The following is a 22,235-nucleotide window of genomic DNA, read 5'->3' on the forward strand; positions in this document are numbered from 1 at the left end:
TGCGGAGGTGCTCAGGGGCGTGCGGGCCGTGCGCGACGCGCTGGTGCCCTGAACGCGCGAGCGGTCAGTCCGCGACGCCCCGCAGGAACGCCGTCACGTTCTCCTGCATCCGCAGGATGCGCAGGTCGCGCGCCGTCTCACGGTCGTACCCCTCGTAGGCGAGCGGCGGGAGGCGTCGCACGTTGTGCGAGCAGCCGAACTCCGCGCAGACCAGCGTGCCGATCGTGTCGCCCTTGCGCCCGTCGGCCCCTGCCTTGCGGGCCGAGTACAACTGCACGTCATTGCGCAGGGTGACGTCTTCGCACCATGAGCACTGCGCTCGCGAGAGCACGCGCTGCTCGGCGCGCTGCAGCAGCACACCGGTGAGGGTGTCGTCGACCTCGGCGATGACGTAGGCACGCCGCGGGAACTTCGGGTCGGACCAGCCGAGGTAGTCGATCTTGTCGAAGTCGACCTCGGCGAAGCCCTGAGGCAGCGACACGGAGGAGACCTCTTTGCGGGAAGCGTTGATGAAAGAGGCGCGGATGGCGCGCTCGTCGATGGGACGCATGGGAAGAACTGCTTTCTGATGTGAGGTGAGAAGGTCGCGGCATCCGTCAGATGGATACCGGGTATGACGAGTCACCGGCGACGGGGGTTCCGCCTCCGGCTCGCACTCAGCCTCTGCCGCCGGCGCTCGACGCGCCTGCAACCGCCTTCCGCGCCCTCAGGGCGCACATCGAGAACAGCACCCGGCGAGTTTACACCCGCTCGACGATCGAGGCGAGGGAGGCTGCGACCCGGATGACCGGCTCGAGGGATTCCTCCTCGCCGACCGTGATGCGGATGCCGTCCGCACCGTACGCACGGACGATCAGCCCCGCATCCGCGAATGCCGCCAGCGCCGCGGCAGTGCCGGCGCCGGTGGGCAGCCACACGAAGTTCGCCTGCGATCGCGGGATCGACCATCCGTCTTCGCGGAGCATCCGCGCGAGCCGGTCGCGCCGCTTGGTGATCACGCGCACCCGCTCGAGCAGGGAGGGCTCGGCGTCGAGGCTGGCCAGGGCCGCCTCCTCGCCCTGGGCGGTCACCGAGAGGGGGATGCCGGCGATGCGCGCGGCCTCGAGCACTGCGGGATGCCCGACGGCGTAGCCCACCCGCAGGCCCGCCAGTCCGTACGCCTTGGAGAACGTGCGCAGCACGACCACGTTCTCGTGGCCCGCGGCGATGACGCGTCGTCCGTCGACGACGCCGTCATCCGTCACGAACTCGGCGTAGGCCTCGTCGAGCAGAACGAGCACGCCGGTCGGCACCCGCGCGAGGAACGCGTCGAACGCCGCCTGGGTCACCGCTGTTCCCGAGGGGTTGTTGGGGCTGCACACGACGACGATCCGCGTGCGGTCGGTGATGGCGTCCGCCATGGCGTCGAGGTCGTGACCCTCGTCCGCATCCAGCGCCACCGTGACCGGGACGGCTCCGGAGACGTCGGCCATCCACGGGTAGCCGTCGAAGGAGCGCCAGGCGAAGAGCAGCTCATCGCCCGGCTCGCACAGCGCCACGGCGAACTGCTGCAGCAGCGACGTGGAACCCGCAGCGACGTGCACGGCATCAACCTCGACGCCGAAGCGCTCGGCGATCCGTGCGCGCAGCCGGGGCGCCGACGCATCAGGGTAGCGATTGAACGAGACGGCTCGGTGCGCGGCTTCCACCACCCCTGGCAACGGTCCGAACGGATTCTCGTTGCTGGAGAGCTTGAAGGCGTCCGGTCCTGCCTGGGCGCCCTGCTGATAGGCGGAGCGTGCGGAGATCCGTGCGCGCGCCGCCACTGGTGGCGCGGTCGACCACGAGCGCATCATGCGCGTTCCAGACGCCGCCATGCGAGTTCGGCCAGCACGGATGACTGCAGACCGAGAACCGAGTCGTCGAACACCGCGCGCTCGGAGTGCAGCGGCCCGGAGTCCTCGTCCGCTGCGGCACCGAGGAAGACGAGGGTGCCGGGCACCTCTTCGAGCACGTACGCGAAGTCCTCCGAGGCCATCGACGGCGCCTCGAGGCGGGTGACGCGTTCTGCGCCGACCAGGTCGTCGAGGGCGTCGATCACGAAGGCGGTCTCGGCGGGATCGTTGTAGGTCACCGGGTACGAGGCGATGAACTCGCTCTCCAGGGTGCAGCCGTTCGCGACGGCGATGCCCTCAAGCATCTGCGGCAACTGCTCGCGAACAGTCTCCAGCGTGGTCTTCGAGAGGGTGCGGATGTTCGCCTCGAGCTGCACCTCCGCTGCCAGTACGTTGCTCGCGGCCGAGTCGCTGCTCAGCCGGGTGATCGAGATCACCGCCTGGTCGGTGGCCGGAAGACGGCGTGCGGCGAACGTCTGCACCGCGAGGATGAGCTGCGCGGCGACGGGGACGGGGTCGATGCCGTTCTGCGGGAAGGCGGCGTGCCCGCCGGTGCCGCGCAGCGTCATGCGCAGCGCGCTCGCACTGGCCATCATCGATCCCTGTCTGGTGACGGGCCGGCCGCGCTCGAGCGTGCATTCGACGTGGATCGCGTAGGCCGCGACAGGGCGTTCGCCCGCGGCATCCAGCACCCCCTCCTCGAGCATGATCCGCCCGCCGGCCTGCCCCTCTTCCCCCGGTTGGAACATGAAGACCACGGTGCCGGGGAGTTCGTCGCGGCGCGCGACGAGCAGGCGCACCGCTCCCAGAAGACCCGCCATGTGCAGGTCGTGCCCGCACGCGTGCATGCGGCCGGACGTCGAGGCGAAGTCCAGGCCGGTGGCCTCGTGCACCGGCAGCCCGTCCATGTCGGCCCGCAGCAGCACGACGGGCCCACGCCGGCCGCCGCGGAGGACCGCGGTCACCGACGTGAGCGCGGTGCCGGTCGTGATCTCCAGCCCGAGCTCGGAGAGCTCGCGCAGAACGACCTCCTGCGTGCGCGGCAGGTCGAGCCCGAGCTCGACGACTCGATGAAGCTCCCGCCTGACCGCGATCAGGCTGTCCTGCAGCGCTCTCGCATCCGCCTCGAATCGCGTCATCGCAGTTGCATCCTCTCGCCGGCCACCGGAACCGCGTCCCGGTGGTCCGAGCGTATTCAGGGCGACGACGCCGCAGAATGTGCACCGATCATACGGACGACCGACATCTCTGGACGATTCGTCCAGCGCCCACGGCTCACGCCGGGCTCACACGTCCTCGAGTTCCATCCGCTGACCGAGGATCGGCACCGCGGTCAGCAGCTCCTGGGTGTACGCCTCGGAAGGCGCGCTCAGCAGCGACTCGGTCTCACCGCGCTCGACGATCCGACCGTCGCGCATCACGGCGATCTCGTCGCTGACATAGCGCACGACCGCGAGATTGTGCGAGATGAAGAGCATGGTCAGGCCCAACCGCTGCTGCAGATCGCGCAGCAGGTTCAGAACCGTCGACTGCACGGAGACATCCAGAGCGCTGGTGACCTCGTCGGCGATGAGGATCTCTGGATCGCCTGCGAGCGCCCTGGCGATCGTGATCCGCTGGCGCTGTCCTCCGGAGAACGACTTCGGCAGCTCTCCCGCCCTGTCGGGGTCGAGATCGACCTGCCGCAGCAGCTCGGCGACCCGATCGCGGCGGGCCGGCCGGCTGAGCTCCCGCCCCGTCGCTCTCAGCCCCTCGGCGATGGACTCGCCGATCGGCATCCTCGGATCGAGAGCGGAGAACGGGTCCTGGAAGACCATCTGGATGCGGCGGCGAGCCGTCCTCGCCTCGCGTCGACGCCCGACCGAGCTCACGCCGTGCACGCGGATGTCGCCGGAGTGTATCGGTGCCAGCCCGACCGCGGCGTTGGCGATCGTGGACTTGCCCGCCCCCGCCTCCCCCCCCCGCCCGCGGGTGCGGCCGGCCGGCACCTCGAGGGACACCCCCGACACGACCTCCCGCCGACCGTAGCGGACCTGCCCATCCTGGATCTCCAGTGCGTTCACGCCGTCACCTCCGCGTACTCGTTCGACTGGTCGCCGATGACGGGCAGCGGCCGCGTGCGATCCGAGTTCATGTCCGGCAGGCACGCGATCAACCCTCGCGTGTACGGATGGGTGGCCTGCTCCTTGATGCGCGCGGCGTCCAGCTCCTCCACGATCTCGCCGTCCTTCATGACGACGACCCGATCGCAGAATCCCGACACGAGCGCGATGTCGTGCGAGATGAACACGATGCCGGCACCCGTCGCGTGCTGCGCACGGCGGAGCACACTGAGCACCTGACGCTGCACGGTGACATCCAGGGCGGTCGTCGGCTCGTCGGCGATGATCAGACGCGGGTGCCCCGTCAGAGCCATGCCGATCATCGCCCTCTGCCGCATGCCTCCGGAGAACTGGTGCGGGTAGTCGCCGAGTCGCTCGGACGGTTTCGGGATGCCGACCGCCTCGAGCCCGTCGACGGCACGGGCCCGCGCCTGCGCCCTGCTCATGCCCAGGTGCTGCTGAGGGACCTCGGTCAGCTGCCTTCCGATCGTGAGGGCGGGGTTGAGCGAGGTGAGCGGGTCCTGGAAGATGACGCCGAGCTCCACGCCGAGCCGCTTCCGGTCGGCTGCCGTGAGCTTCGCGGAGAGGTCGACGCCGTCGAATCGGCGCACCTCGGCCTCCACGATCGCGGGGGCGTCGAGGAGTCCTGCCAGAGCCATCGCGGTCAGCGACTTGCCCGAGCCCGACTCGCCGACGATCCCGACCACCTCGCCCGAGCGCACGCTGAGATCCACGCCGCGGACGCGCTCGACGGGACGGCCATCGCGATCGGGATAGGACACGTGCAGGTCCTTGACCTCGGCAAGAGGCGCGTCCTCGTCAGCCGGCGATCCCGGCACTGCGGCCGCGGATCGAGAGGCGACCCGTGCCATGGCGGCCACGCGGCTCGCCTTGGCGACGGCCCGCAATCCCCCGCCCGGCTGCTCGGCGATGGCCTCTGCGACCATCGTGAACACGAGTCCGGAGAAGACGATCGCTATCCCGGGGCCGATCGCGGCCATCGGGTTGGTGTACAGGTGCCCGAGTCCTTCGTTGAGCAGTCGCCCCCAGTCGTACTCCGGCGCCTGCACACCGAGGCCCAGGAACGAGAGGCCGGCGAAGGCGAGCAGAGTGACGCTGGCGGATGCCGCGGACTGCACGAGCAGCGGGTTCGCGATGTTCGGCAGCACGTGCTTGAACAGGATGCCCACCGGCCCGACGCCGACGACCCGTGCCGCGCGCACGTAGTCCTGATCGGCGACGGAGGAGGCCATGTTGTACACCAGGCGCGTGATGCTCGGGATGCCGGCCAGCCCGATCGCCAGCATCGCTCCCGTCGCCGAGGCGTCCCAGATCACCGTGAAGAACAGCACCAGCAGCAGCCAGGGGAACGCCAGCAGCATGTCCATCACCCAGATCAGCGCCCGCCTGGCGTGCTTGGGCAGGATAGCGGCGGTGAGCCCGATGATGAGGCCGCCTCCGATGAGCATCGCCGTGGCGCCCAGCGTCAGCAGCAGGGACAGACGTGCCGCGACCATGACTCTGGCGAAGATGTCGCGTCCGATGTCGTCGGTGCCGAACGGATGCTGCGCGCTCGCACCCGACCAGCGCTCGGCGATGTTGCGTTCGGTCGCCGCGGTCATCCACGCGTCGGGTCCGATGACCGCGATCACGAGCAGCACCGCGATGCCGATCATCGCGGCGATGCCCGGCACACTGAGCCAGCGTGACCTGCGCCGGGTTCTCGTCGAGGCCGAACCGGTGGAACCGGCAGCCGGATTCCGGGGAATGATCGTCGCCATCTCCGCACTCACCCTTCTGCGATCGTGGTGCGCGGATCGATCGTGATGAGGATCAGATCGACGACGAGGTTCACGGCGAGGACCATGGCCGCGTAGACGAGCACCATGCCCTGCACCATCGGATAGTCCTTCGTCCCGACTGCGGAGACCAGTGTGCTGCCCGTTCCCGGGATCGCGAACACGGTCTCGATGATCACGGTGCCGGCGACGAGCCCGGACAGCAGGAGTCCTCCCACCGTCAGCGTCGCCGTGATGATGTTCGGCAGCGCATGGCGCAGCAGGATCAGTCGCTGCGGCAGGCGCTTGGCCCTCGCCGTGGCGATGTACGTCGAGTCGAGGACCTTGATCATCTCCACCTGCACGATCCGTGCGAGATACGCCATCGGACCGAGCGCGAGGCCGAGCACGGGGAGCACGGCGTTCTGCGCTGCGCCCCATCCGGCGGGAGGGAACAGGCCCAGCCACATGCTGAACAGGGCGATCAGGCCGACCGAGAGCAGGAAGTCGGGCACCGCGATGAGGATGCCCAGCAGTCCGGAGACCCCGCTGTTGAGGGAACGACCGCGACCGGTGCGAGCCAGCAGCGCCGCCCCCATCCCGATCGGCAGCGCACCGATCACGGCGACGATGAATCCCAGGGCGGCGAGGCTCAGGGTCGTCGGGAAGCGCGATGCGATCGTGCCGGTGACCGAGAGACCCGACTGTATGGAGGTGCCGAGATCCCCCTGCAGCAGCGCCGCGAGGTAGTCCATCAGCTGCTGCGGGATCGGCTTGTCCAGACCCAGCTCGGCCCTGGTGCTCTCGACCAGGCCGGCGGGGGCCGTGGGCCCCAGCGCCGCCCTGACCGGATCGCCAGGCACGAAGTGGATGAGGAAGAAGGCGGCGAGGACCACGACCAGCAGACTGACGATCAACCGGCCGATCCGCCGGATGGCGAAGTCGGCGCGCGGCGAGCGCCGCTGCTGCATCTCTCGCAGCTGCAGCAGTCGGCCGGTGGCGGGTGCGCCCTGTCGGGGCTGTGTCGTGGTCATCGCCTGCCGCTCACTCGGTCATGCGGATCGTGACCGGCTGAAGGTAGTCGGTGATCTCGAACTCCGCACCGGACATGTAGGTCGGGCGGATCGTGCCGGTCAGCAGCAGCGTGTGGAATTTCTCCACCACCACCTTCTCCGCCTGCTCCCAGTATCCGCACGCCTCTTCGGCGTCGGATGCTGCGCGGGCCTGGTCGGCGATCGCGTTGTACTCCTCGTCGTCGACGCCCATGAAGTTCAGGCCGCCCTCCTCGGGGAACGCGCCGCCGTAGAAGAGGTCCTGCGTGACGGGGCTTCCGACACCGATCTGGATCCAGCCCGTGTCGTAGTCGAAGGTCTCGTAGAGGTACTCCGACCAGCCTGCACCGTCCATCGCGATCAGTTCGGTCGTGATGCCCAGCTCTTCCCAGTCCTCGGCGACCAGCTCGGCAGCCGATGCGTGAGCGGTGGAGGTGGCGTCGTAGATGAAGTTGATGGTCAGCGGTTCGCCGTCCTTGCTGCGCAGACCGTCCGAGCCCTCGGCCCATCCCGCCTCATCGAGGAGCTCGGCCGCGCGTTCCGGGTCGGACGCCGGGCGATCCCAGACCGGCTCCTCGTTGAAGCAGGTGAACGGGGAATCGGTGATCCATGAGGTGAGATCGACGGGACGCCCGCCGCTGACGACCTCGGCCGTGTCCTCGTGGTTGAAACCGAGGACCAGGGCCTCGCGGACCAGCGGGTCGTGCGTGGGACGATCAGGGCGTTCGTTGAAGAGCATCTGACCGATGGGGTTGATGATCCCGGCGAACTCGTGACCGGCGCCTTCGATGCGGTCCTGGTCCGGCCCCTCGACGGCAGCCGCGTTGAGCTCGCCGGAGAGCAGCAGGTTCGCACGGGTGGACGTGTCGGTGACGACGCTGACCTCGAGCGTGTCCGGCAGCCCCTCGGTCTCGGAGGTGACGTCGTCCGGCCCCCACGTGTAGTCGTCCCTGGCCTCGAAGACGTAGCGGTCCGCCTTCACGTCGGTGAGCTCGTAGAGGCCGGTGCCGTTCGAGCCCTCCTCGAGACTCGCCGGGTTCTCGAGCCCGGCTTCCGCGACCATCTTGATGCTGCCGATGATGCTCGCCATGAACGGGTCGGACGCGGTCGCCGTGACCTCGAGCGTCGAGCCGCTGCCGGTGGCCTGAAGCCCTTCGGGCAGGACGTCGGCGAGCACCGTGGTGTTGGCCGGGTCGGCGTGGAAGTTGATGTTCGCGGCGGCGACCTCAGCGGTGAACTCGGTGCCGTCGTGGAACGTGACGCCGTCCTTGAGCTCGAACGTGACGGACTTGCCGTCTTCGCCGAGCTCCCAGGACTCGGCGAGCCAGGGCGTCTCCTCGCCCTCCGCATCCGTGTAGATCAGGGTCTCGTACGCGTACGTGATGACCTGGATCTCCTGCGGCTGGGTGGCGCTCATCGGGATGATGCTGCCGACCTCGGGGAAGACCGCGTGCGTGAAGGTTCCACCGGAGACGTAGTCTCCCTCCGGCGACCCTTGGCCGCCTGCGGAACCCGAGCATGACGCCAGTGTCATGGCGAGGACGACGAGTCCGGCTCCGGCCGGTACTGCGATACTGCGTTTCATTGCAATCTCCTCTTTCGGGTGATGTTCATCGGGTAGTGCTGGTGCAGGGCTGAGGTGTCAGCCGGAGACGGCTCCGGCTGTGAGTCGGGCGAGCGGGCCAGCGGCCTTCACGGACACATTGACGGTCGGTTGCGCCGTGTAGGGCACGTGGGTCTCGAGGATCTCGACGATCGACACGTCGAGCGGATCGGCTCCGGCCTGGATGGCCTTGGCGATCGCGGCCTCGGACGCCTGCTCGATCGCCGATTCGCGGTCCCCCATCGACGCCATCTGATCCGCCCGCCCGCCGGCGAGCGAGATGGCCGCGCCCACGGCGTTCGCGACGCCGCCGTGATCAGGGCGCAGGATCTCACCGGCGCTGGGGAGCCGATCGGGAACGAGGAATCCGCCGCCGCCGACCACGACGAGTGGGATGTCGGCCCGCCCGAGCGACAGCCGCTCGACGGCGGCATCCAGTCGGTCGGTGACCACGGCGAGCGCGTCTCTGAGGGCCGAGGCCGTCGCGGAGGGCAACGCCGGAAGCCGGCGTCCGGCCACGGGGCTGCCGGCGATCGCCGCGGCATCCGTCAGCGTCGGCGTCGAGCCGCCGAACAGCAGACCCTCACGGTCGATCCGGTAGCCCACCGACTCCGGTCCGACCCGCCCGCTGACCACGTCGACCACCGTGCCGCCGCCGATGCCGACCGACAGCACGTCCGGCATCCGGAAGTTCGTGCGCACGCCGCCGATCTCACGGGGCAGCGTCGATTCGCGGGGGAACCCGCCGACGACGACGCCGAGATCGCTGGTCGTGCCGCCCACGTCGACGACGATGGCGTTGTCGTGCCCGGAGAGGTACGCCGCACCGCGGATGGAGTTCGCGGGCCCGGAGCCGATCGTCAGCACCGGGTATTGGGCGGCGTAGTCGAGCGACATGAGCGTGCCGTCGTTCTGGGCGAAGAACGTCTGGGCGTCCAGCCCCTCCTCGGCCACGACGGTGACGAGGGCGTCGGTGACGGCGAGCGCGACGCTGTACAGCGCGGCGTTGAGAACCGTGGCGTTCTCCCGTTCGAGAAGTCCCGTCGGTCCGATGTCCTGGCTCAGGAACACGCGGGTGTCCTGGCCGAGGTGGCCGCGCAGCAGCTCAGCGACCTCGAGCTCCTGCTCGGGAGAGGAGGGACTGAAGATCCCCGCCACGGCGATCGCGTCGAAGGCGTCCAGGCCGTCGACGAATCGGCGGATGCCGTCGCGATCCAGCGGCGAGATCGGCGTGCCGTCGACCATGTGGCCGCCGCCGAGCATCGCGGAGCCGGCGAGCACGATCCCCGCGAGGTCCTGCGGCCAGCCGGTGAGCGGCGGGAACTCCGTCGCCGCCGGCGCGCCGAGCCGGATCATCGCGACCCTGTCCAGCCCTCGCCGTTGGACGATCGCGTTCGTGGCGTGCGTGGTCCCGAGCATCACGCGGGAGACGCGGGTGCGGTCGGGACCGATCGAGGCGAGCACGTCGGCGATGCCCGCACGGATGCCGCCGGTGACGTCATCGGTCGTCGGCCGCTTCGTGTGGGCGATGACGGTGCCGAGGCCGTCGAGGATGACGGCGTCCGTGTTGGTTCCGCCGACATCGACGCCGAGTGCGAGGTCACGGGCGGTCATCGGGCTGCTCCTTCGAAAGGGATGTAGGGGAGGTCGTAGCCGAATGCTGCGGGACCGGCGAGTTCGAGGCCGCGCGGTGTGCGCCACACCGGATCGCAGGGCCACGCGAGCACCGAGACCCGCTGACCGAAGCGGAGCATCTCGGTCGTGATCGCGTGCCCGGTCTCCGTGTCGATGATGGTGATGAGATCCGGCACGCTGACGAGCACCTCGCCGTCCTCCAGGACCAGCAGGTTCTCGTTTTGCAGCTCCAGTCGCTGCAGTCGGCCGCGGTCCTCGCCGATGCCGGAGATCGTGACCGACCCGCGGACGAAGCCGCCGACGGTGCGACGATCGAGATCCGTGATCTTCCCGCTCATCAGCACTCTGGCATCGAGCTCGGCGGCGATGGCGGACACGGGGTCGGACGCGTTCAGGAGCGCATGCCCCACCCTGATCGCGGCACTCACGGTGCCTTCGATCACAGCACCGCGCACGGTCTCCGCCGTCATCGGGTAGTGGGCGCCGATGCAGATCGACCCGCTCGCCACCGTTAGCGCCCTCGCGTGGCGCTCGAGCCAGTGCAGGTCGACGGTCTTCATGACCGTGATGTTGCCGACGACGTCGCTCTGCACCGCCCAGTCGCAGTGCACGCCCGCGGCGTTCATCGCCACCATCGCCGCATCGGGGAACGCGCGGCCCATGCCGTCGGCATCCAGCACCTGCAGCCCCAGCTGGGCCGCCCAGCCGATCGGACGCACGCCGTTGCTGCCGCCGATCTCGGCTGCCATGAGCGTCGTGACCGGACGACCGAGAAGGCGCTCCGCCTCCTCGAGGAGGGCGTGGATCTGCCCCTTGGACGACAGCATCTCGATGCCGACGGTCGGCGCCCCGATGCCGGACATGAGCATCACGACGTCGTCGGGTCCGAGCTCGTCCACGCTCACCAGACGGACGGGTCCGTGCGTGGTGAGCTCGCGTTCGACCATGGTCTGCGCGCCGTACACCTCGCCGCCTCCGCCGGTGCCGAAGATCGCGGTGCCGATGCCGAGGGCGGCGATGTCGTCCGCGGTGACCTCGGTGATGCGTTCCGCGACGTGCGAAGCGGGGGATGTCTGAGCCATGTCCCCACCGTACGGAGGGCATTGCAGGTCGACAATGTCTTGAGCATCCAGTGATTCCTGCCAGACTGTGGCGATGGCACAGTACTCGATCGAAGACCTTCGGACGGACGCCGAGCGCCTGGGGCTCAGCCATCGAGCCGGCCCCGCCGACGACCGCGCGATCGAACGCGTGGACCTCATCGCCGTGGATGCGCTGGGAACCGTCGCGGCCGGGACGCTCGTCATCATCACCGGCGAGGAGCAGCCCCCTCCGTTCCGCATCGACGTCGCGCTGCGTCAGGCGAGCGCCAGGCGTCTCGCCGGTGTCGTCTTCGCCTCCGATCTCGTCCTGCCCGAGACGGCCGCCGTCCTCGCCGGCCGGGCGGGCGTCCCGGTGTTCGCGGCTCCGGGTATGAAGCCCGCCGACCTCGCCAAGGCGATCGACCGGGCGATCGCGGGCGGCGCATCCGAGGCGATGATGCGCGGAGCGCTGGCCGTGGAGCGGGCCACGGCGGTCGCGGCATCCGGCGACGCCACGATCGAGACGATCCTCGAGGCGGCATCGGCGGCCCTCGGCATCCGCGTCGAACTCGTCGAGGACGCTTCCGCCTCGTGGTCCGAGAGCGATGCCGTGTGCATCGGCGAGGTGCCGATCGGTCGGGTCGTCGCGTCGTCTCCGGATGCCGCGACAGGGGTCGCCGTGCCCGTGATCGCTGCGCTGCTGTCGCGCGCGGTGCAGCGCAGCACCCGTGACCGCTACGCCTCCACCCAGTCCCGCGCCGACCTGCTGATCGAACTGGTGCTGGCGGAATCGTCCCGTGTCGAGGGATTCGTCGGGCAGGCGGCACGGCTGGGGCTGCCGCTGCAGCAGTCGCATGTCGCCGCCTGGCTGGCGCCGACCAGCGCCGCGGATCCGCACGCCCGCGCGCCGCGGACCGTGCAGCCGGCGCTCGAGCTCTTCGCACTGCAGCTCGTCGAATCGCGCGAGGAGATGTGGCACCTCGCCTTCCTGCAGGACGACCTCATGCTCGTGTGCACCGAGGAGCACGGCGCCCCCGACCATCAGCGGCGTGTACGCGAGGTGGCCATGCGCATCCAGGAGCAGGCGCATCTGCTCAGCGGGCCGGGGTGGGCGTACACGCTGGGCCTCGGCACGCCGCAGCTCGGCGCGATCGGGGTGCGGCAGTCTGCCGCGGAGGCCCGGATCGCCGCGGAATCGGCGATCGCGGCCGGACGCCTGGGCGGGGTGGAGCTCACGGATGTCACCGGACTGCGACGCGTGCTGCTGGACGTGTACGCATCTCCGATCAGCAGGGATCTGCTGCACGACATCCTCCGTCCGCTCGACGCGCTCGGCCAGGAGCGCGCACTCACAGCCGTGCGCACGCTGCTGTCGTATCTCGCGCATGACAGCTCGCTCGTGCATGCGGGGCAGGAGCTCATGCTGCATCCGAACGGCGTCGGCTACCGGATGCGGCAGATCCGGGAGCGGCTCGACGTCGACCTGGACGATCCGGATGTGCGCTTCGCCGTCGAACTGGCGTGCCGCGTGCGGCTGCTCGCCGCGGTGCCCCGGTGAATGGAGCGGGAACGCGTCACGGCACGCGCATGGGTCCGCCGACCAGTGCCAGCATCAGGACATGTGCCCTTCGCCCATGATCCGGGCCCATCGGAGTCGGTAGCGTGACCGGCATGGCAGAAGATGCGACCGCTTCGGCGACGTTCCAGCCGCTGCGCGGCATCCGCGTCATCGACTTCACCCGGCTGCTCGCCGGCCCCTACGCGACCATGACGCTCGCCGAGCTCGGCGCCGACGTGATCAAGATCGAGAAGCCGGATGCCGGGGACGACACCCGCGCATGGGGTCCGCCCTTCGTGGGCGAGGACAGCGCCTACTTCCACGCGATCAACCGCGGCAAGCGCAGCGTCGCGCTCGATCTCACCGTCGACGAGGAACGGGAGAAGGCGATCGCGCTGATCGCCGACGCCGATGTCGTCGTCGAGAGCTTCCGCCCCGGTGTGGCGGAGCGACTCGGCGTCGGGCCCGACGCGCTGACCGAGCGCTTCCCCGGTCTGATCTATGCGTCGATCAGCGGCTTCTCCCCCGCAGGCCCCATGTGGGCGGAGCCGGGGACGGCGGTGACCGTCGAAGCCGAGTCCGGTCTCATGCAGTTGACCGGATACGAGGACAGCGGGCCCGTGCGCTCCGGCGTCGCCATGGTCGACATCGCCACCGGCATGTCGATGATCAACGGCGTGCTCGCAGCGCTCCTGGAGCGCACCCGTACCGGCCGAGGGCGCCGTATTGAGGTCTCGCTGTTCGCGACGGCGCTGTCGTCGCTCGGCACCGTGATCGCGAGCGCCTCGGCGGGCGGACCGGCGCCTCGGCCTCTGGGCAGCGGGCACCCGTCGATCGTGCCGTACCGCGCCTTCGCCGCCGCCGACGGCCATGCCGTGCTCGGAGCGACCAACGATCCCATGTTCGCCCGCCTCGCCACTGCACTGGACATGGAGGACGAACTCGGCCGCGAGCAGTGGCGGCGCAACGAGGGGCGAGTGCGTGACCGCGACGCGCTCGAGGCCGTGCTCGCTGAGCGCCTCGCGCGTCTCACGGTCGACGAGATCGCCGAGCGTCTGCAACGGCACCGCGTACTGATCGCCCGCGTGCGCCGTGCGGATGAGGCGGCCATCGGCGCCCAGGCCACCGCGATGGGCATGATGATCGAGGAGGACGGCGTGCTCATCGCCCGCTCCGCTCTCGGCACGAACGGCACCGCGACGCTCGGCCGCGCACCGCGGCTCGGCGAGCACAACGCGGAGCTCCTCGCCTGACTCCGCGAGGTGCCGCTCACCTCAGCGTGCGAACACCCGCTCCCCGCGGATCCACGTCTCCGCGACGCGCACGTCGGAGATCTCCTCGGCCGGCACGGTGAACACGTCGCGCTCGAGCACGGCGAAGCTGCCGTCGAACCCGGGCGTGATCTCCCCCACCTTCTCCAGCGGCGACAGCATCCGCGCCCTGCCGGTGTACAGCATCAGCGCCTGTGCGGCGGTGATCGCGGCCGCCGCGCCGAAGTCGACGCCGTTGTAGGTGCGCCGGCGCACCGCGGCCTCCACCGAGAGCATGACGTCGTCCGCTCCGCTCCATGCCGTGGCCGGCCGATCCGACGACAGCGCGAGCGCCTCGACGCCGGCGTACAGCCGCGCGATCGGATAGGCATCAGGAACCTGCTCGGCGCGCAGCGCCTTCTCGTAGCCGTCGTACTCGGCGAAGAAGAACACCGTGTGCGTGGCGATGCCGAAGCTCATGCGGGCGTCGCGAAGCCTGCGAACGTAGTCGTCGCTCACGATCGTCGCGTGCTCGATGCGCACCGAGGGGATGCCGGTGAGCCATGGCTCGTCGTCGGCGAACAGCTCGACGACACGGTCGAGCGCCTGATCGCCCATCGCGTGCACAGCCAGCTGCACGCCGTTGCGGCGCGCCCACTCCGCCGCTGCACGGACGTCTTCGTCGGCGACCAGTCGCAGGCCGTGATCGCACGAGTCAGGGTAGGGCTCATGCACCCATGCCGTGCGGTTCGAGTACGCCCCGTCGAGCACGACCTTGACACCGGCGACGCGGATCCGTCCCTCGCGGTCGTCGTCGCCGAGATCGGCGAGAGGCTGCTCCGGATCCCACCCCGGGTACAGGGCGACCCTGAGTCCCAGGCCGCGCTCGGCCGCGGCGCGGAACGTGGCGAGCGGGTCGGCGAGACGACTGGAGAGCAGATCGCATACGGCGACGATGCCGCGCGATGCCAGCTCCTCGCCGAGCGCGATCAGCGCATCGATCTGCTCGTCCCGGCTCGGAGCGGGGATGAACGCCGCCACCTGCCCGACGGCCGCGATCTCGGTGAGCACGCCGTCGGGTGATCCATCCGGATGACGTTCGAAGCGTGCCCCGACGGGGTCCGGCGTGCCCGCCGTGATGCCCGCGACCTCGAGGGCCTTCGAGTTGCACACCGCGGAGTGCGCGTCGCATCGCCAGACCAGGACGGGTCGGTCGGTGGACACCCGGTCGAGGTCGGCGGCCGTCGGCATGCGCTGATCGGGGAACTTCGTGTCGTCGAAGCCGCGGCCCAGGATCCATGCCCCCTCAGCGGTCACGGTCTGCGCGTGCGCGCGCATGACGTCGACCAGTCCGTCGACTGAGGTCACCGCCGGCGGGAAGCACTCGGCCGCCGCGGCGGTGCCCGCCATCAGCGCGGGGTGGGTGTGACTGTCGATGAGGCCGGGGAGCACGGTGCGACCGCCGAGGTCGACGGCATCCTGCCCTTCGATCTCGGCGGCATCCCCGACCCAGTCGAAGACGCCGTCCCTGATGCGGAAGGCCGAGGAGAAGTCGTCCTCCCCCGTTCCCGTGAACACCTTCGCGTTCGTGAAGAGCTGCTCCATCGTCATCCGTCCTTCAGATCGTGCGCCAAGTGAAACGTCCGCCGAGCAGCGTGGCAGCGACCGGCATGTCGCGCAGCTCGTCACGACCTGCCGCGTACGGGTCGAGATCGGTGATCACGAGATCGGCGGGCTGCCCGACCTCGAGCGTCGAGCGCGCGGATGCCGCAAGCGCGACGTCCATCGGGACCTGTTGCTCCGGGTGCCACGCTTCGCGCTCGCCCCTGCTGCGCGCGGTGGCCGCACTGATCGAGATCCATGGATCCAGGGGTGCGACAGGGGCATCCGAGCCGAGCCGCAGTTCTGCTCCGGCGCGGTGCAGCGAGCCGAACGCGAACGCGCGGTCGGTGCGACCCGCCCAGTGATGATCGGCGACGTCGCGGTCGTCCATGGCGTGCTCCGGCTGCACGCTCGCGACGAGGCCCAGCTCGGCGAAGCGCGCGAAGTCGTCCTCACGCACCAGCTGGGCGTGCTCGATCACCCCCGGCATGCCGAGCGCGGCGAACGTGTCCAGCACCTCGCTGTTCGCCCGGTCCCCGATCGCGTGCACGGCGGCGTCGATCCCGGCGTCGCGCGCACGCTCGAGCAGTGCCCGCAGCTCGGAGATCGGCACGCTCTCCATGCCGCATGAAAGCGGATGCGACGGGTCCATGCCCGGGTACGGGTCCCAGCACCACGCGGTGCGCGTGTTGAGCGATCCGTCGACGACGACCTTGAGCCGGCCGAAGCGCACCAGGCCCTGAGCGTCGATCGGGTCGCCCGTGCGCCAGCCGTCCGTGATGACCTGTTCGAGCCGGTCGGGCCAGACGGCCGCCTCCACCCGCAGACTGGTGACCCCGCCCTCCACGCGCGCGCGCCATCCGGTGACGTTGTCGGCGCTCTCGAACTCGACGACCCCGACGACGCCGCGGGATGCAGCGGCATCCGCCGCTTCGCGGTACACGGACAGCGGCAGGGCGTCGGTCTGGTCGAGCGAGTGATGCAGCTCGATCCACGGCCCTTCCCGCAGCAGACCGGTCTCGTCCAGCTCGACGCCCAGCCGCGCGGCGGCGGCGCGGTTCATCCAGCCGCAGTGCAGGTCGCCGCTGACGAGGATGACCGGCGCTTCCGGGATCGCCGCCTCGATCGCGTCGAGGGACGCGGGCTCGTCCCACAGCCCGTCGCGGAAGCCGTAGCCCATGAGCATGCCGTTCAGCAGCGGGTGGCCGGTGTCGAGCGCCCGGCGCGCCGTGGCGAGGACGTCTTCCGCACTGGTCGTGCCGGTGAGATCGACCCGGCTGCGCCGGATCACATGCTGGGTGAAGTGCACGTGCGAATCCCACATGCCCGGCCCGATCCAGCGTCCGGACACGTCGACGATCTCACCCTCGGCGGCGGCGCCCTCTCCGGAGAGCGTGCCCGCGGCGGCGATCTCCGCGATCAGACCGTCACGGACGACGATGTCGACGGGATCCCCGCCGAAGGCGCGTGCACCGAGGAGGGTGAGTGACATGGTTCTCCGATTCTGGGGCGATCAGGCGGGTTCGATCAGGCGACGGGCACGGGAGCGGTGGTGAACCCGAACAGATCCTTCGGGTCATCCGGCGCGGCCACGAGATCGATCTCGTGAGCGAGCGATGTACCCGCGACACTCTCTCGCAGATACCGCAGCGCGGAGAAATCCTCGATCGCGAAACCGACGGAGTCGAAGATGGTGACCTGCTCGGGTGAGGTGCGCCCGGCCGCCGAGCCGCCGAGCACCTTCCAGAACTCGGTCACGGGGAAGTCGGCGGCGACGTTCTGGATCTCGCCCTCGATCCTGGTCTGCGGCGGGTACTCGACGAACACGGGCCCCCGCTCGAGGATGCGCGGGTCGAGCTCGGTCTTGCCGGGGCAGTCTCCCCCGATCGTGTTGATGTGCATGCCGGGCGCGACATCCGCGTCTGTCAGCACCTGCGCCACGGCCTTGTCGGCCGTGCAGGTGGTGACGATGTCAGCACCTGCCGCCGCCTCGGATGCCGAGGAGCACACCGTGATGTCGAAGCCTCGTGAGCCCAGATTGCGGACGAATTTGGCGGTCGCAGCGGGGTCGACGTCGAAGATGCGCAGTCGTTCGATGCCCAGCACCGCGCGGAACGCCATCGCCTGGAACTCGGCCTGGCTGCCCGCGCCGATCATCGCCATCACCTGCGAGTCCTCCCTGGCGAGGTGGCGGGCGACCATCGCCGAGGTCGCCGCGGTGCGCAGCGCCGTCAGCACGGTCATCTCGGCGAGGAACACCGGGTACCCGTTGTGCACGTCGGCGAGCACGCCGAACGCCGTGACCGTCTGGTAACCGCGCGCCGGGTTGAACGGGTGCCCGTTGACGTATTTGAACGCGTAGAGGTCCGGGTCACTGATCGGCATCAGCTCGATCACCCCGAACGGCGTGTGGCTGGCCACCCTGGCCGACTTGTCGAACGACTCCCATCGGCGGAAGTCCTCCTCGACGGCATCCGCCATGCCGGCCATGATCTCGGCCGCGCCGTGCTGAGCGATCCAGCGCACCATGTCGGCGACGCCGACGAACGCGGTCACGCCTGCACCTCCTGGTGAACGGCGGCCATGCGGGCCGCGAGGGCGGGGTTGCGGTACGGTCCCGGTTCGCCGAGCGCGTCGATCACGCGGCTGACGACCTCTGCAGGCTTGTCCTGGCTCATCTTGTCCTTCGCTTCGAAGCGGGTGACCCTCATGCGGAAACCGACGGTGCCGTGCACGATGCGTGCCGCGTAGTCGGCGTTCTCCAGAGTCCTGTTCATCAGATACGGCTCAGGCAGCGGATCCTCGAAATGCTCGACGAGACGCTCCAGCACGCGCAGGTTCTCCTCATCGGAGAGGACCTCCGGCGTGCCGTACAGGTGCGCGACCACGAAGTTCCAGGTCGGCACGGCAGGCGATGCGTCGTACCAGCTCGGCGAGACGTACCCCTGGGGACCGTAGATGATCACCATCGCCTCATGTCCGCCGAGCTCGTGCAGCCGCTCGTCAGGGCGGCCGACGTGGCTGAGCAGCACGATGCCGTCGGCCTCGTCGTCACCGCCGGAGTCGTCGAGCAGGATCGGGTAGTGCGAGGCGATGAGGCCCTTGCCCGGCACGAAGCTGACGATGCTCGCCCACGGGTTCTCACGGACGAGCTCGCGGATCGCCTCGACGTCGTCGAGCGCGTAGTCGGGGTTGGGCCTCATAGGTGATCTCCTCAGGCGGGGTGCGCGACGAGCGCGGCGATGTCGTGACGGTGCGGGGTGCCGAAGCGGTGGGACGAGATCGACACGGCCTGCTCGCGCAGGAACGGGAGCAGCTCGATCCTGCCTGCCGAGAGCACGGGCCCCGCGTACACGGCGACAGCGGGCGAGCCGCCCGTCGCCGCAGCAGTGGCCGCAGCATCCCCGCCGACGAGGCGGATGCGGCCGCCGCCGGTCTCGGCGAGGCGTGCCGCACGTGCGGCCCATGCGGAAGCGTCCTCCACCGCGACGACCACGCCGGCGGATTCGGCCCATCGCGTGATCGGGGCGGGAAGCGCGGATGCCGTGCTGACGTTGACGCGCCCGCCGGCGCGGACGCCGGCGGCGATCACTCGCACGGCCTCGGCGTCGCTCGCCTGCTCCAGACGGATCGTGACGGGCACGACGTCGTAGCGCAGCGCGTTCTGCTCTGTGGTCAGGGCGGTCACGTCGCGCACGGCGCCGAACTCGTCCTGCCAGGCGGCGGCATCGGTCGAGAGGGCGCCCTGCAGCCAGGCCGCAGCCTTGTGGTCTCCGAGGGCGTCGAGCGCCGCACGGGAGACGGCGTCCTTCGGCGCCTCGGCGGTGACCGGGGCGTCCTCCCAATCGGAGAGACCGATCAGGTAGCTCGGTCCTCCGGCCTTGGTGCCGGCGCCCACCGCGGCCTTCTTCCACCCGCCGAACGGCTGCCGCTGCACGATGGCGCCCGTTGTGCCGCGATTGACGTAGAGGTTTCCGGCCTGCACGCTCGCGAGCCACTGCGCGATCTCATCGTCGTCGAGCGAGTGCAGCCCGCTGGTGAGTCCGTAGTCGATCGCGTTGACCATGGCGGTCGCCTCTTCGAGCGACCCGGCCGTCATGACGCCCAGCACGGGGCCGAAGTACTCGGTGAGGTGGAACGGGCTTCCTGCCGCGACGCCCTCACGGATGCCAGGACGCCACAGTGCACCGTCGTCGTCGAGCTTCTCGGGTTCGACGATCCAGCTCTCGCCCGGCTCGAGCGTGGTGAGCGCGTGCAGGAGCTTGCCCTCGGCCGGTCCGATGAGCGGACCGATGCGCGTCGACCCCTCCCACGGCAGGCCCACGCGGTACGAGCCGACCGCGTCGACGAGCTGGCGGCGGAACCGCTCGCTGCGCGCGACGGATCCGACGAGGATCACGAGCGAGGCGGCGGAGCACTTCTGGCCCGCGTGCCCGAACGCGGAGTATGCGACGTCCTTCGCAGCGAGGTCGAGATCGGCACTCGGTGTGACGATGATGGCGTTCTTGCCGCTCGTCTCCGCGAGCAGCGGGAGATCGGGGCGGAAGCTGCGGAACAGTTCGGCCGTCTCGTATCCGCCGGTGAGGATCACGCGCTCGACCGCGGGGCTGCTGATGAGCTGCGTGCCGAGTTCGCGGCCGTCGAGCTGCACGTACTGCAGCACGTCCCGCGGCACGCCGGCCTCCCACAACGCCTCGATCATGACGGCGCCGGAGCGACGCGCCTGACGAGCGGGCTTGATGATCACGGGCGAACCGGCGGCGAGCGCCGACAGCGTGGACCCGGCGGGGATGGCCACCGGGAAGTTCCACGGCGGCGTCACGACGGTGAGTCCGACCGGCGTGTGGACGGCGCCGTCGATGCTCTCGATGCGCTTCGCGCTCTCCGCGTAGTAGTGCGCGAAATCGATAGCCTCCGAGACCTCTGGGTCGCCCTGCTCGAGCACCTTGCCGCACTCCGATCCCATGACCTCGAGCAACTCTGCGCGACGCGCCTGAAGGATGTCGCCGGCGCGGTGCAGGATCTCCGCCCGGCCAGCGGCGCCGAGCGCACGCCAGCTCTCACCGGCCGCGGCTGCTGTGGAGATGACCGTCTCCAATGCATCGGCATCCGCCAGCGTGTTCGCCCTGACCGTCTCGTCGCCGAGCGTGGACGACTGCATGCGTGAGCGGATGGCGTCGCCCCAGGCGCGGTTGGCTGCCAGGCTCGGATCGGTGTCGGGGGTGTTCGTGAACGAGTCGCGCGCGGCAGCGGGCTGCTCCGCGGTGCGGTCCTGCGTGCGGTTGGACGCGGGGACGTCGGTGGGCATCGACCGGATCGACGCCAGGAACCGATCGCGCTCACGTGCGAACAGTGCGGGCTCATCGTCGAGCTCGAACACGGCCGACATGAAGTTGTCTGTCGACGCGCCCTCTTCGAGCCGGCGGATCAGATACGCGATGGCGACGTCGAACTCCGCCGGGTGCACGACCGGCGTGTACAGCAGCAGCGAACCGACGGTGCGGCGCACGACCGATGCCTGGGCGGTGGCCATGCCCAGCAGCATCTCGAACTCGATGCCGCCGGTGACCTCGCGGCGCCCGGCCAGCAACCAGGCGAGCGCGATGTCGAACAGGTTGTGGCCGGCGATGCCGATGCGCACGTTCTTCACGTGCTCAGGACGCAGCGCGTAGTCGAGCACGGCCTTGTACGACGCGTCAGACGCCTGCTTGCTGTCCCAGGTGGCGAGCGGCCAGTCGTGGGTCTCGGCATCCACCCGCTCCATGGGCAGGTTGGCACCCTTCACGACCCGCACCTTGATCGGTGCACCGCCTTCGGCGACGCGCGCCGCGGACCACTCCTGCAGTCGGATCATGGCTCCGAGCGCATCCGGCAGGTACGCCTGCAGCACGATGCCGGCCTCGAGACCGCGGAACTCCTCGCGGTCGAGGATCGAGGTGAAGACCGCGATCGTCAGGTCGAGGTCCTTGAACTCCTCCATGTCGAGGTTGATGAACTTCCCGCCTCTGGCAGCGGCGATCCGGAACAGCGGGATGAGCGCCTCCGCGGCATGCTCGACGGCCTCGTCGAACGCCCAGGGGCTGTGCGGTGCGACCGTAGACGACACCTTGATCGAGACGTAGTCGACGTCGTCGCGCTCGAGGAGGCGCCTGGTGCCTGCCAGGCGTCGCGCCGCCTCCTCCTCGCCGAGGATCGCCTCGCCGAGGAGATTGATGTTCAGATGCACGCCGTCGTCGGAGCGGATGCGGCGGATCGCCTTGCCGAGCTTGGCGTCGGTCGCGTCGACGATCAGGTGCCGCACCATGCCGCGCAGCACGCGGCGGCTGATCGGCACGACGATTCCGGGGAACGCGGGAGCGAGCGCCCCGCCGAGGCCGATCAGGCCCCGCAGCGCGGCGGGCAGGAACTTCGGGGTCAGCGGCACCAGGTCGTGCAGGTTGCGTGCGGCGACCTTCAGGTCTTCGGGACGGACGACGCCGTCGACGAAGCCGACCGTGAAGTCGAGGCCGTTCGGATCGCTGAGCACACCCGCGAGGCGCGCCGCCGACGTGTCTGTCGGCACCTCGCGGCTCTCCACGAGCCAGCGCTGCACCAGGGCGATCGCATCGTCGGCGAGTTCCGCGATCTCGGCGTGGCCGGTGGCGGCGTCAGTGGTCTGGGTCATCGTGCTTCCTCACTCGAGAGCGCGGCGGAGCCGCG

At 69.9% G+C, this 22,235-nt stretch carries 16 protein-coding genes; 2 read left to right on the plus strand and 14 right to left on the minus strand.

Annotated elements, in window-relative coordinates:
- Window positions 1–64: 64 nt before the first annotated feature.
- From ACNPNP_RS17420 to ACNPNP_RS17460, 9 genes are all read right to left on the minus strand, one after another.
- Window positions 65–550 carry an FBP domain-containing protein gene (locus ACNPNP_RS17420; protein WP_448967317.1) on the minus strand — a complete coding sequence of 162 codons (486 nt, stop codon included), beginning with the start codon at window positions 548–550 and terminating at the stop codon, window positions 65–67.
- Window positions 551–740: 190 nt separating this feature from the next.
- Window positions 741–1,835 carry a histidinol-phosphate transaminase gene (locus tag ACNPNP_RS17425; RefSeq protein WP_448967318.1) on the minus strand — a complete coding sequence of 365 codons (1,095 nt, stop codon included), beginning with the start codon at window positions 1,833–1,835 and terminating at the stop codon, window positions 741–743.
- Entirely contained in the window at window positions 1,832–3,013 is a 1,182-nt protein-coding gene (locus tag ACNPNP_RS17430; RefSeq protein ID WP_448967319.1) for a M20 metallopeptidase family protein, read from the minus strand. The genes ACNPNP_RS17425 and ACNPNP_RS17430 overlap by 4 nt, the downstream gene beginning before the upstream one ends.
- Before the next feature lie 147 nt (window positions 3,014–3,160).
- Complete coding sequence (locus tag ACNPNP_RS17435) at window positions 3,161–3,937, minus strand: ABC transporter ATP-binding protein (protein WP_448967320.1); 777 nt, start codon at window positions 3,935–3,937, stop codon at window positions 3,161–3,163.
- Window positions 3,934–5,757, minus strand: a complete 1,824-nt coding sequence (locus tag ACNPNP_RS17440) for a dipeptide/oligopeptide/nickel ABC transporter permease/ATP-binding protein (RefSeq protein ID WP_448967321.1) — start codon at window positions 5,755–5,757, stop codon at window positions 3,934–3,936. The genes ACNPNP_RS17435 and ACNPNP_RS17440 overlap by 4 nt, the downstream gene beginning before the upstream one ends.
- 8 nt (window positions 5,758–5,765) lie before the next feature.
- Window positions 5,766–6,788 carry an ABC transporter permease gene (locus tag ACNPNP_RS17445; RefSeq protein ID WP_448967322.1) on the minus strand — a complete coding sequence of 341 codons (1,023 nt, stop codon included), beginning with the start codon at window positions 6,786–6,788 and terminating at the stop codon, window positions 5,766–5,768.
- A gap of 10 nt (window positions 6,789–6,798) precedes the next feature.
- Window positions 6,799–8,391 (minus strand): ABC transporter substrate-binding protein, encoded by a 1,593-nt coding sequence (locus ACNPNP_RS17450; protein WP_448967323.1) that lies wholly within the window; start codon window positions 8,389–8,391, stop codon window positions 6,799–6,801.
- A gap of 57 nt (window positions 8,392–8,448) precedes the next feature.
- The gene (locus ACNPNP_RS17455) at window positions 8,449–10,023 is read right to left on the minus strand and encodes a hydantoinase/oxoprolinase N-terminal domain-containing protein (protein WP_448967324.1); all 1,575 of its coding nucleotides are present in this window, start codon (window positions 10,021–10,023) and stop codon (window positions 8,449–8,451) included.
- Window positions 10,020–11,126 (minus strand): DUF917 domain-containing protein, encoded by a 1,107-nt coding sequence (locus tag ACNPNP_RS17460; RefSeq protein WP_448967325.1) that lies wholly within the window; start codon window positions 11,124–11,126, stop codon window positions 10,020–10,022. The genes ACNPNP_RS17455 and ACNPNP_RS17460 overlap by 4 nt, the downstream gene beginning before the upstream one ends.
- Window positions 11,127–11,199: 73 nt before the next feature.
- Between ACNPNP_RS17460 and ACNPNP_RS17465 the strand changes: the two genes are divergently transcribed.
- Together ACNPNP_RS17465 and ACNPNP_RS17470 are read left to right on the plus strand one after the other, a co-directional pair.
- Complete coding sequence (locus ACNPNP_RS17465; protein WP_448967326.1) at window positions 11,200–12,684, plus strand: PucR family transcriptional regulator; 1,485 nt, start codon at window positions 11,200–11,202, stop codon at window positions 12,682–12,684.
- Between the two features lie 113 nt (window positions 12,685–12,797).
- A complete protein-coding gene (locus ACNPNP_RS17470) occupies window positions 12,798–13,937 on the plus strand; it encodes a CaiB/BaiF CoA transferase family protein (RefSeq protein WP_448967327.1) in 1,140 nt (379 codons plus the stop codon).
- A gap of 21 nt (window positions 13,938–13,958) precedes the next feature.
- Here ACNPNP_RS17470 and ACNPNP_RS17475 read toward each other — a convergent pair whose 3' ends face one another.
- From ACNPNP_RS17475 to ACNPNP_RS17495, 5 genes are read right to left on the minus strand one after another with little or no spacing between them, the layout of a single operon-like run.
- Window positions 13,959–15,539, minus strand: a complete 1,581-nt coding sequence (locus ACNPNP_RS17475) for an amidohydrolase (RefSeq protein ID WP_448967328.1) — start codon at window positions 15,537–15,539, stop codon at window positions 13,959–13,961.
- 13 nt (window positions 15,540–15,552) lie between these two features.
- Window positions 15,553–17,028, minus strand: coding sequence for an amidohydrolase (locus tag ACNPNP_RS17480; protein WP_448967329.1), 1,476 nt, complete (start codon window positions 17,026–17,028; stop codon window positions 15,553–15,555).
- A gap of 35 nt (window positions 17,029–17,063) precedes the next feature.
- Entirely contained in the window at window positions 17,064–18,092 is a 1,029-nt protein-coding gene (locus ACNPNP_RS17485; RefSeq protein WP_448967330.1) for an ornithine cyclodeaminase, read from the minus strand.
- A complete protein-coding gene (locus tag ACNPNP_RS17490; RefSeq protein ID WP_448967331.1) occupies window positions 18,089–18,739 on the minus strand; it encodes an FMN-binding negative transcriptional regulator in 651 nt (216 codons plus the stop codon). Before ACNPNP_RS17490 ends, ACNPNP_RS17485 begins: the two co-directional genes overlap by 4 nt.
- An 11-nt stretch (window positions 18,740–18,750) precedes the next feature.
- The gene (locus ACNPNP_RS17495; RefSeq protein ID WP_448967332.1) at window positions 18,751–22,200 is read right to left on the minus strand and encodes a bifunctional proline dehydrogenase/L-glutamate gamma-semialdehyde dehydrogenase; all 3,450 of its coding nucleotides are present in this window, start codon (window positions 22,198–22,200) and stop codon (window positions 18,751–18,753) included.
- Between the last annotated feature and the right edge of the window lie 35 nt (window positions 22,201–22,235).

The organism is Microbacterium xerophyticum, assembly GCF_053543555.1.

Coding starts and splice junctions, on each gene's coding strand:
- ACNPNP_RS17420 (WP_448967317.1), bottom strand. CDS start 550: ATGCGTCCCATCGACGAGCGCGCCATCCGCGCCTCTTTCATCAACGCT.
- ACNPNP_RS17425 (WP_448967318.1), bottom strand. CDS start 1,835: ATGATGCGCTCGTGGTCGACCGCGCCACCAGTGGCGGCGCGCGCACGG.
- ACNPNP_RS17430 (WP_448967319.1), bottom strand. CDS start 3,013: ATGACGCGATTCGAGGCGGATGCGAGAGCGCTGCAGGACAGCCTGATC.
- ACNPNP_RS17440 (WP_448967321.1), bottom strand. CDS start 5,757: ATGGCGACGATCATTCCCCGGAATCCGGCTGCCGGTTCCACCGGTTCG.
- ACNPNP_RS17445 (WP_448967322.1), bottom strand. CDS start 6,788: ATGACCACGACACAGCCCCGACAGGGCGCACCCGCCACCGGCCGACTG.
- ACNPNP_RS17450 (WP_448967323.1), bottom strand. CDS start 8,391: ATGAAACGCAGTATCGCAGTACCGGCCGGAGCCGGACTCGTCGTCCTC.
- ACNPNP_RS17455 (WP_448967324.1), bottom strand. CDS start 10,023: ATGACCGCCCGTGACCTCGCACTCGGCGTCGATGTCGGCGGAACCAAC.
- ACNPNP_RS17460 (WP_448967325.1), bottom strand. CDS start 11,126: ATGGCTCAGACATCCCCCGCTTCGCACGTCGCGGAACGCATCACCGAG.
- ACNPNP_RS17465 (WP_448967326.1), top strand. CDS start 11,200: ATGGCACAGTACTCGATCGAAGACCTTCGGACGGACGCCGAGCGCCTG.
- ACNPNP_RS17470 (WP_448967327.1), top strand. CDS start 12,798: ATGGCAGAAGATGCGACCGCTTCGGCGACGTTCCAGCCGCTGCGCGGC.
- ACNPNP_RS17475 (WP_448967328.1), bottom strand. CDS start 15,539: ATGGAGCAGCTCTTCACGAACGCGAAGGTGTTCACGGGAACGGGGGAG.
- ACNPNP_RS17480 (WP_448967329.1), bottom strand. CDS start 17,028: ATGTCACTCACCCTCCTCGGTGCACGCGCCTTCGGCGGGGATCCCGTC.
- ACNPNP_RS17490 (WP_448967331.1), bottom strand. CDS start 18,739: ATGAGGCCCAACCCCGACTACGCGCTCGACGACGTCGAGGCGATCCGC.
- ACNPNP_RS17495 (WP_448967332.1), bottom strand. CDS start 22,200: ATGACCCAGACCACTGACGCCGCCACCGGCCACGCCGAGATCGCGGAA.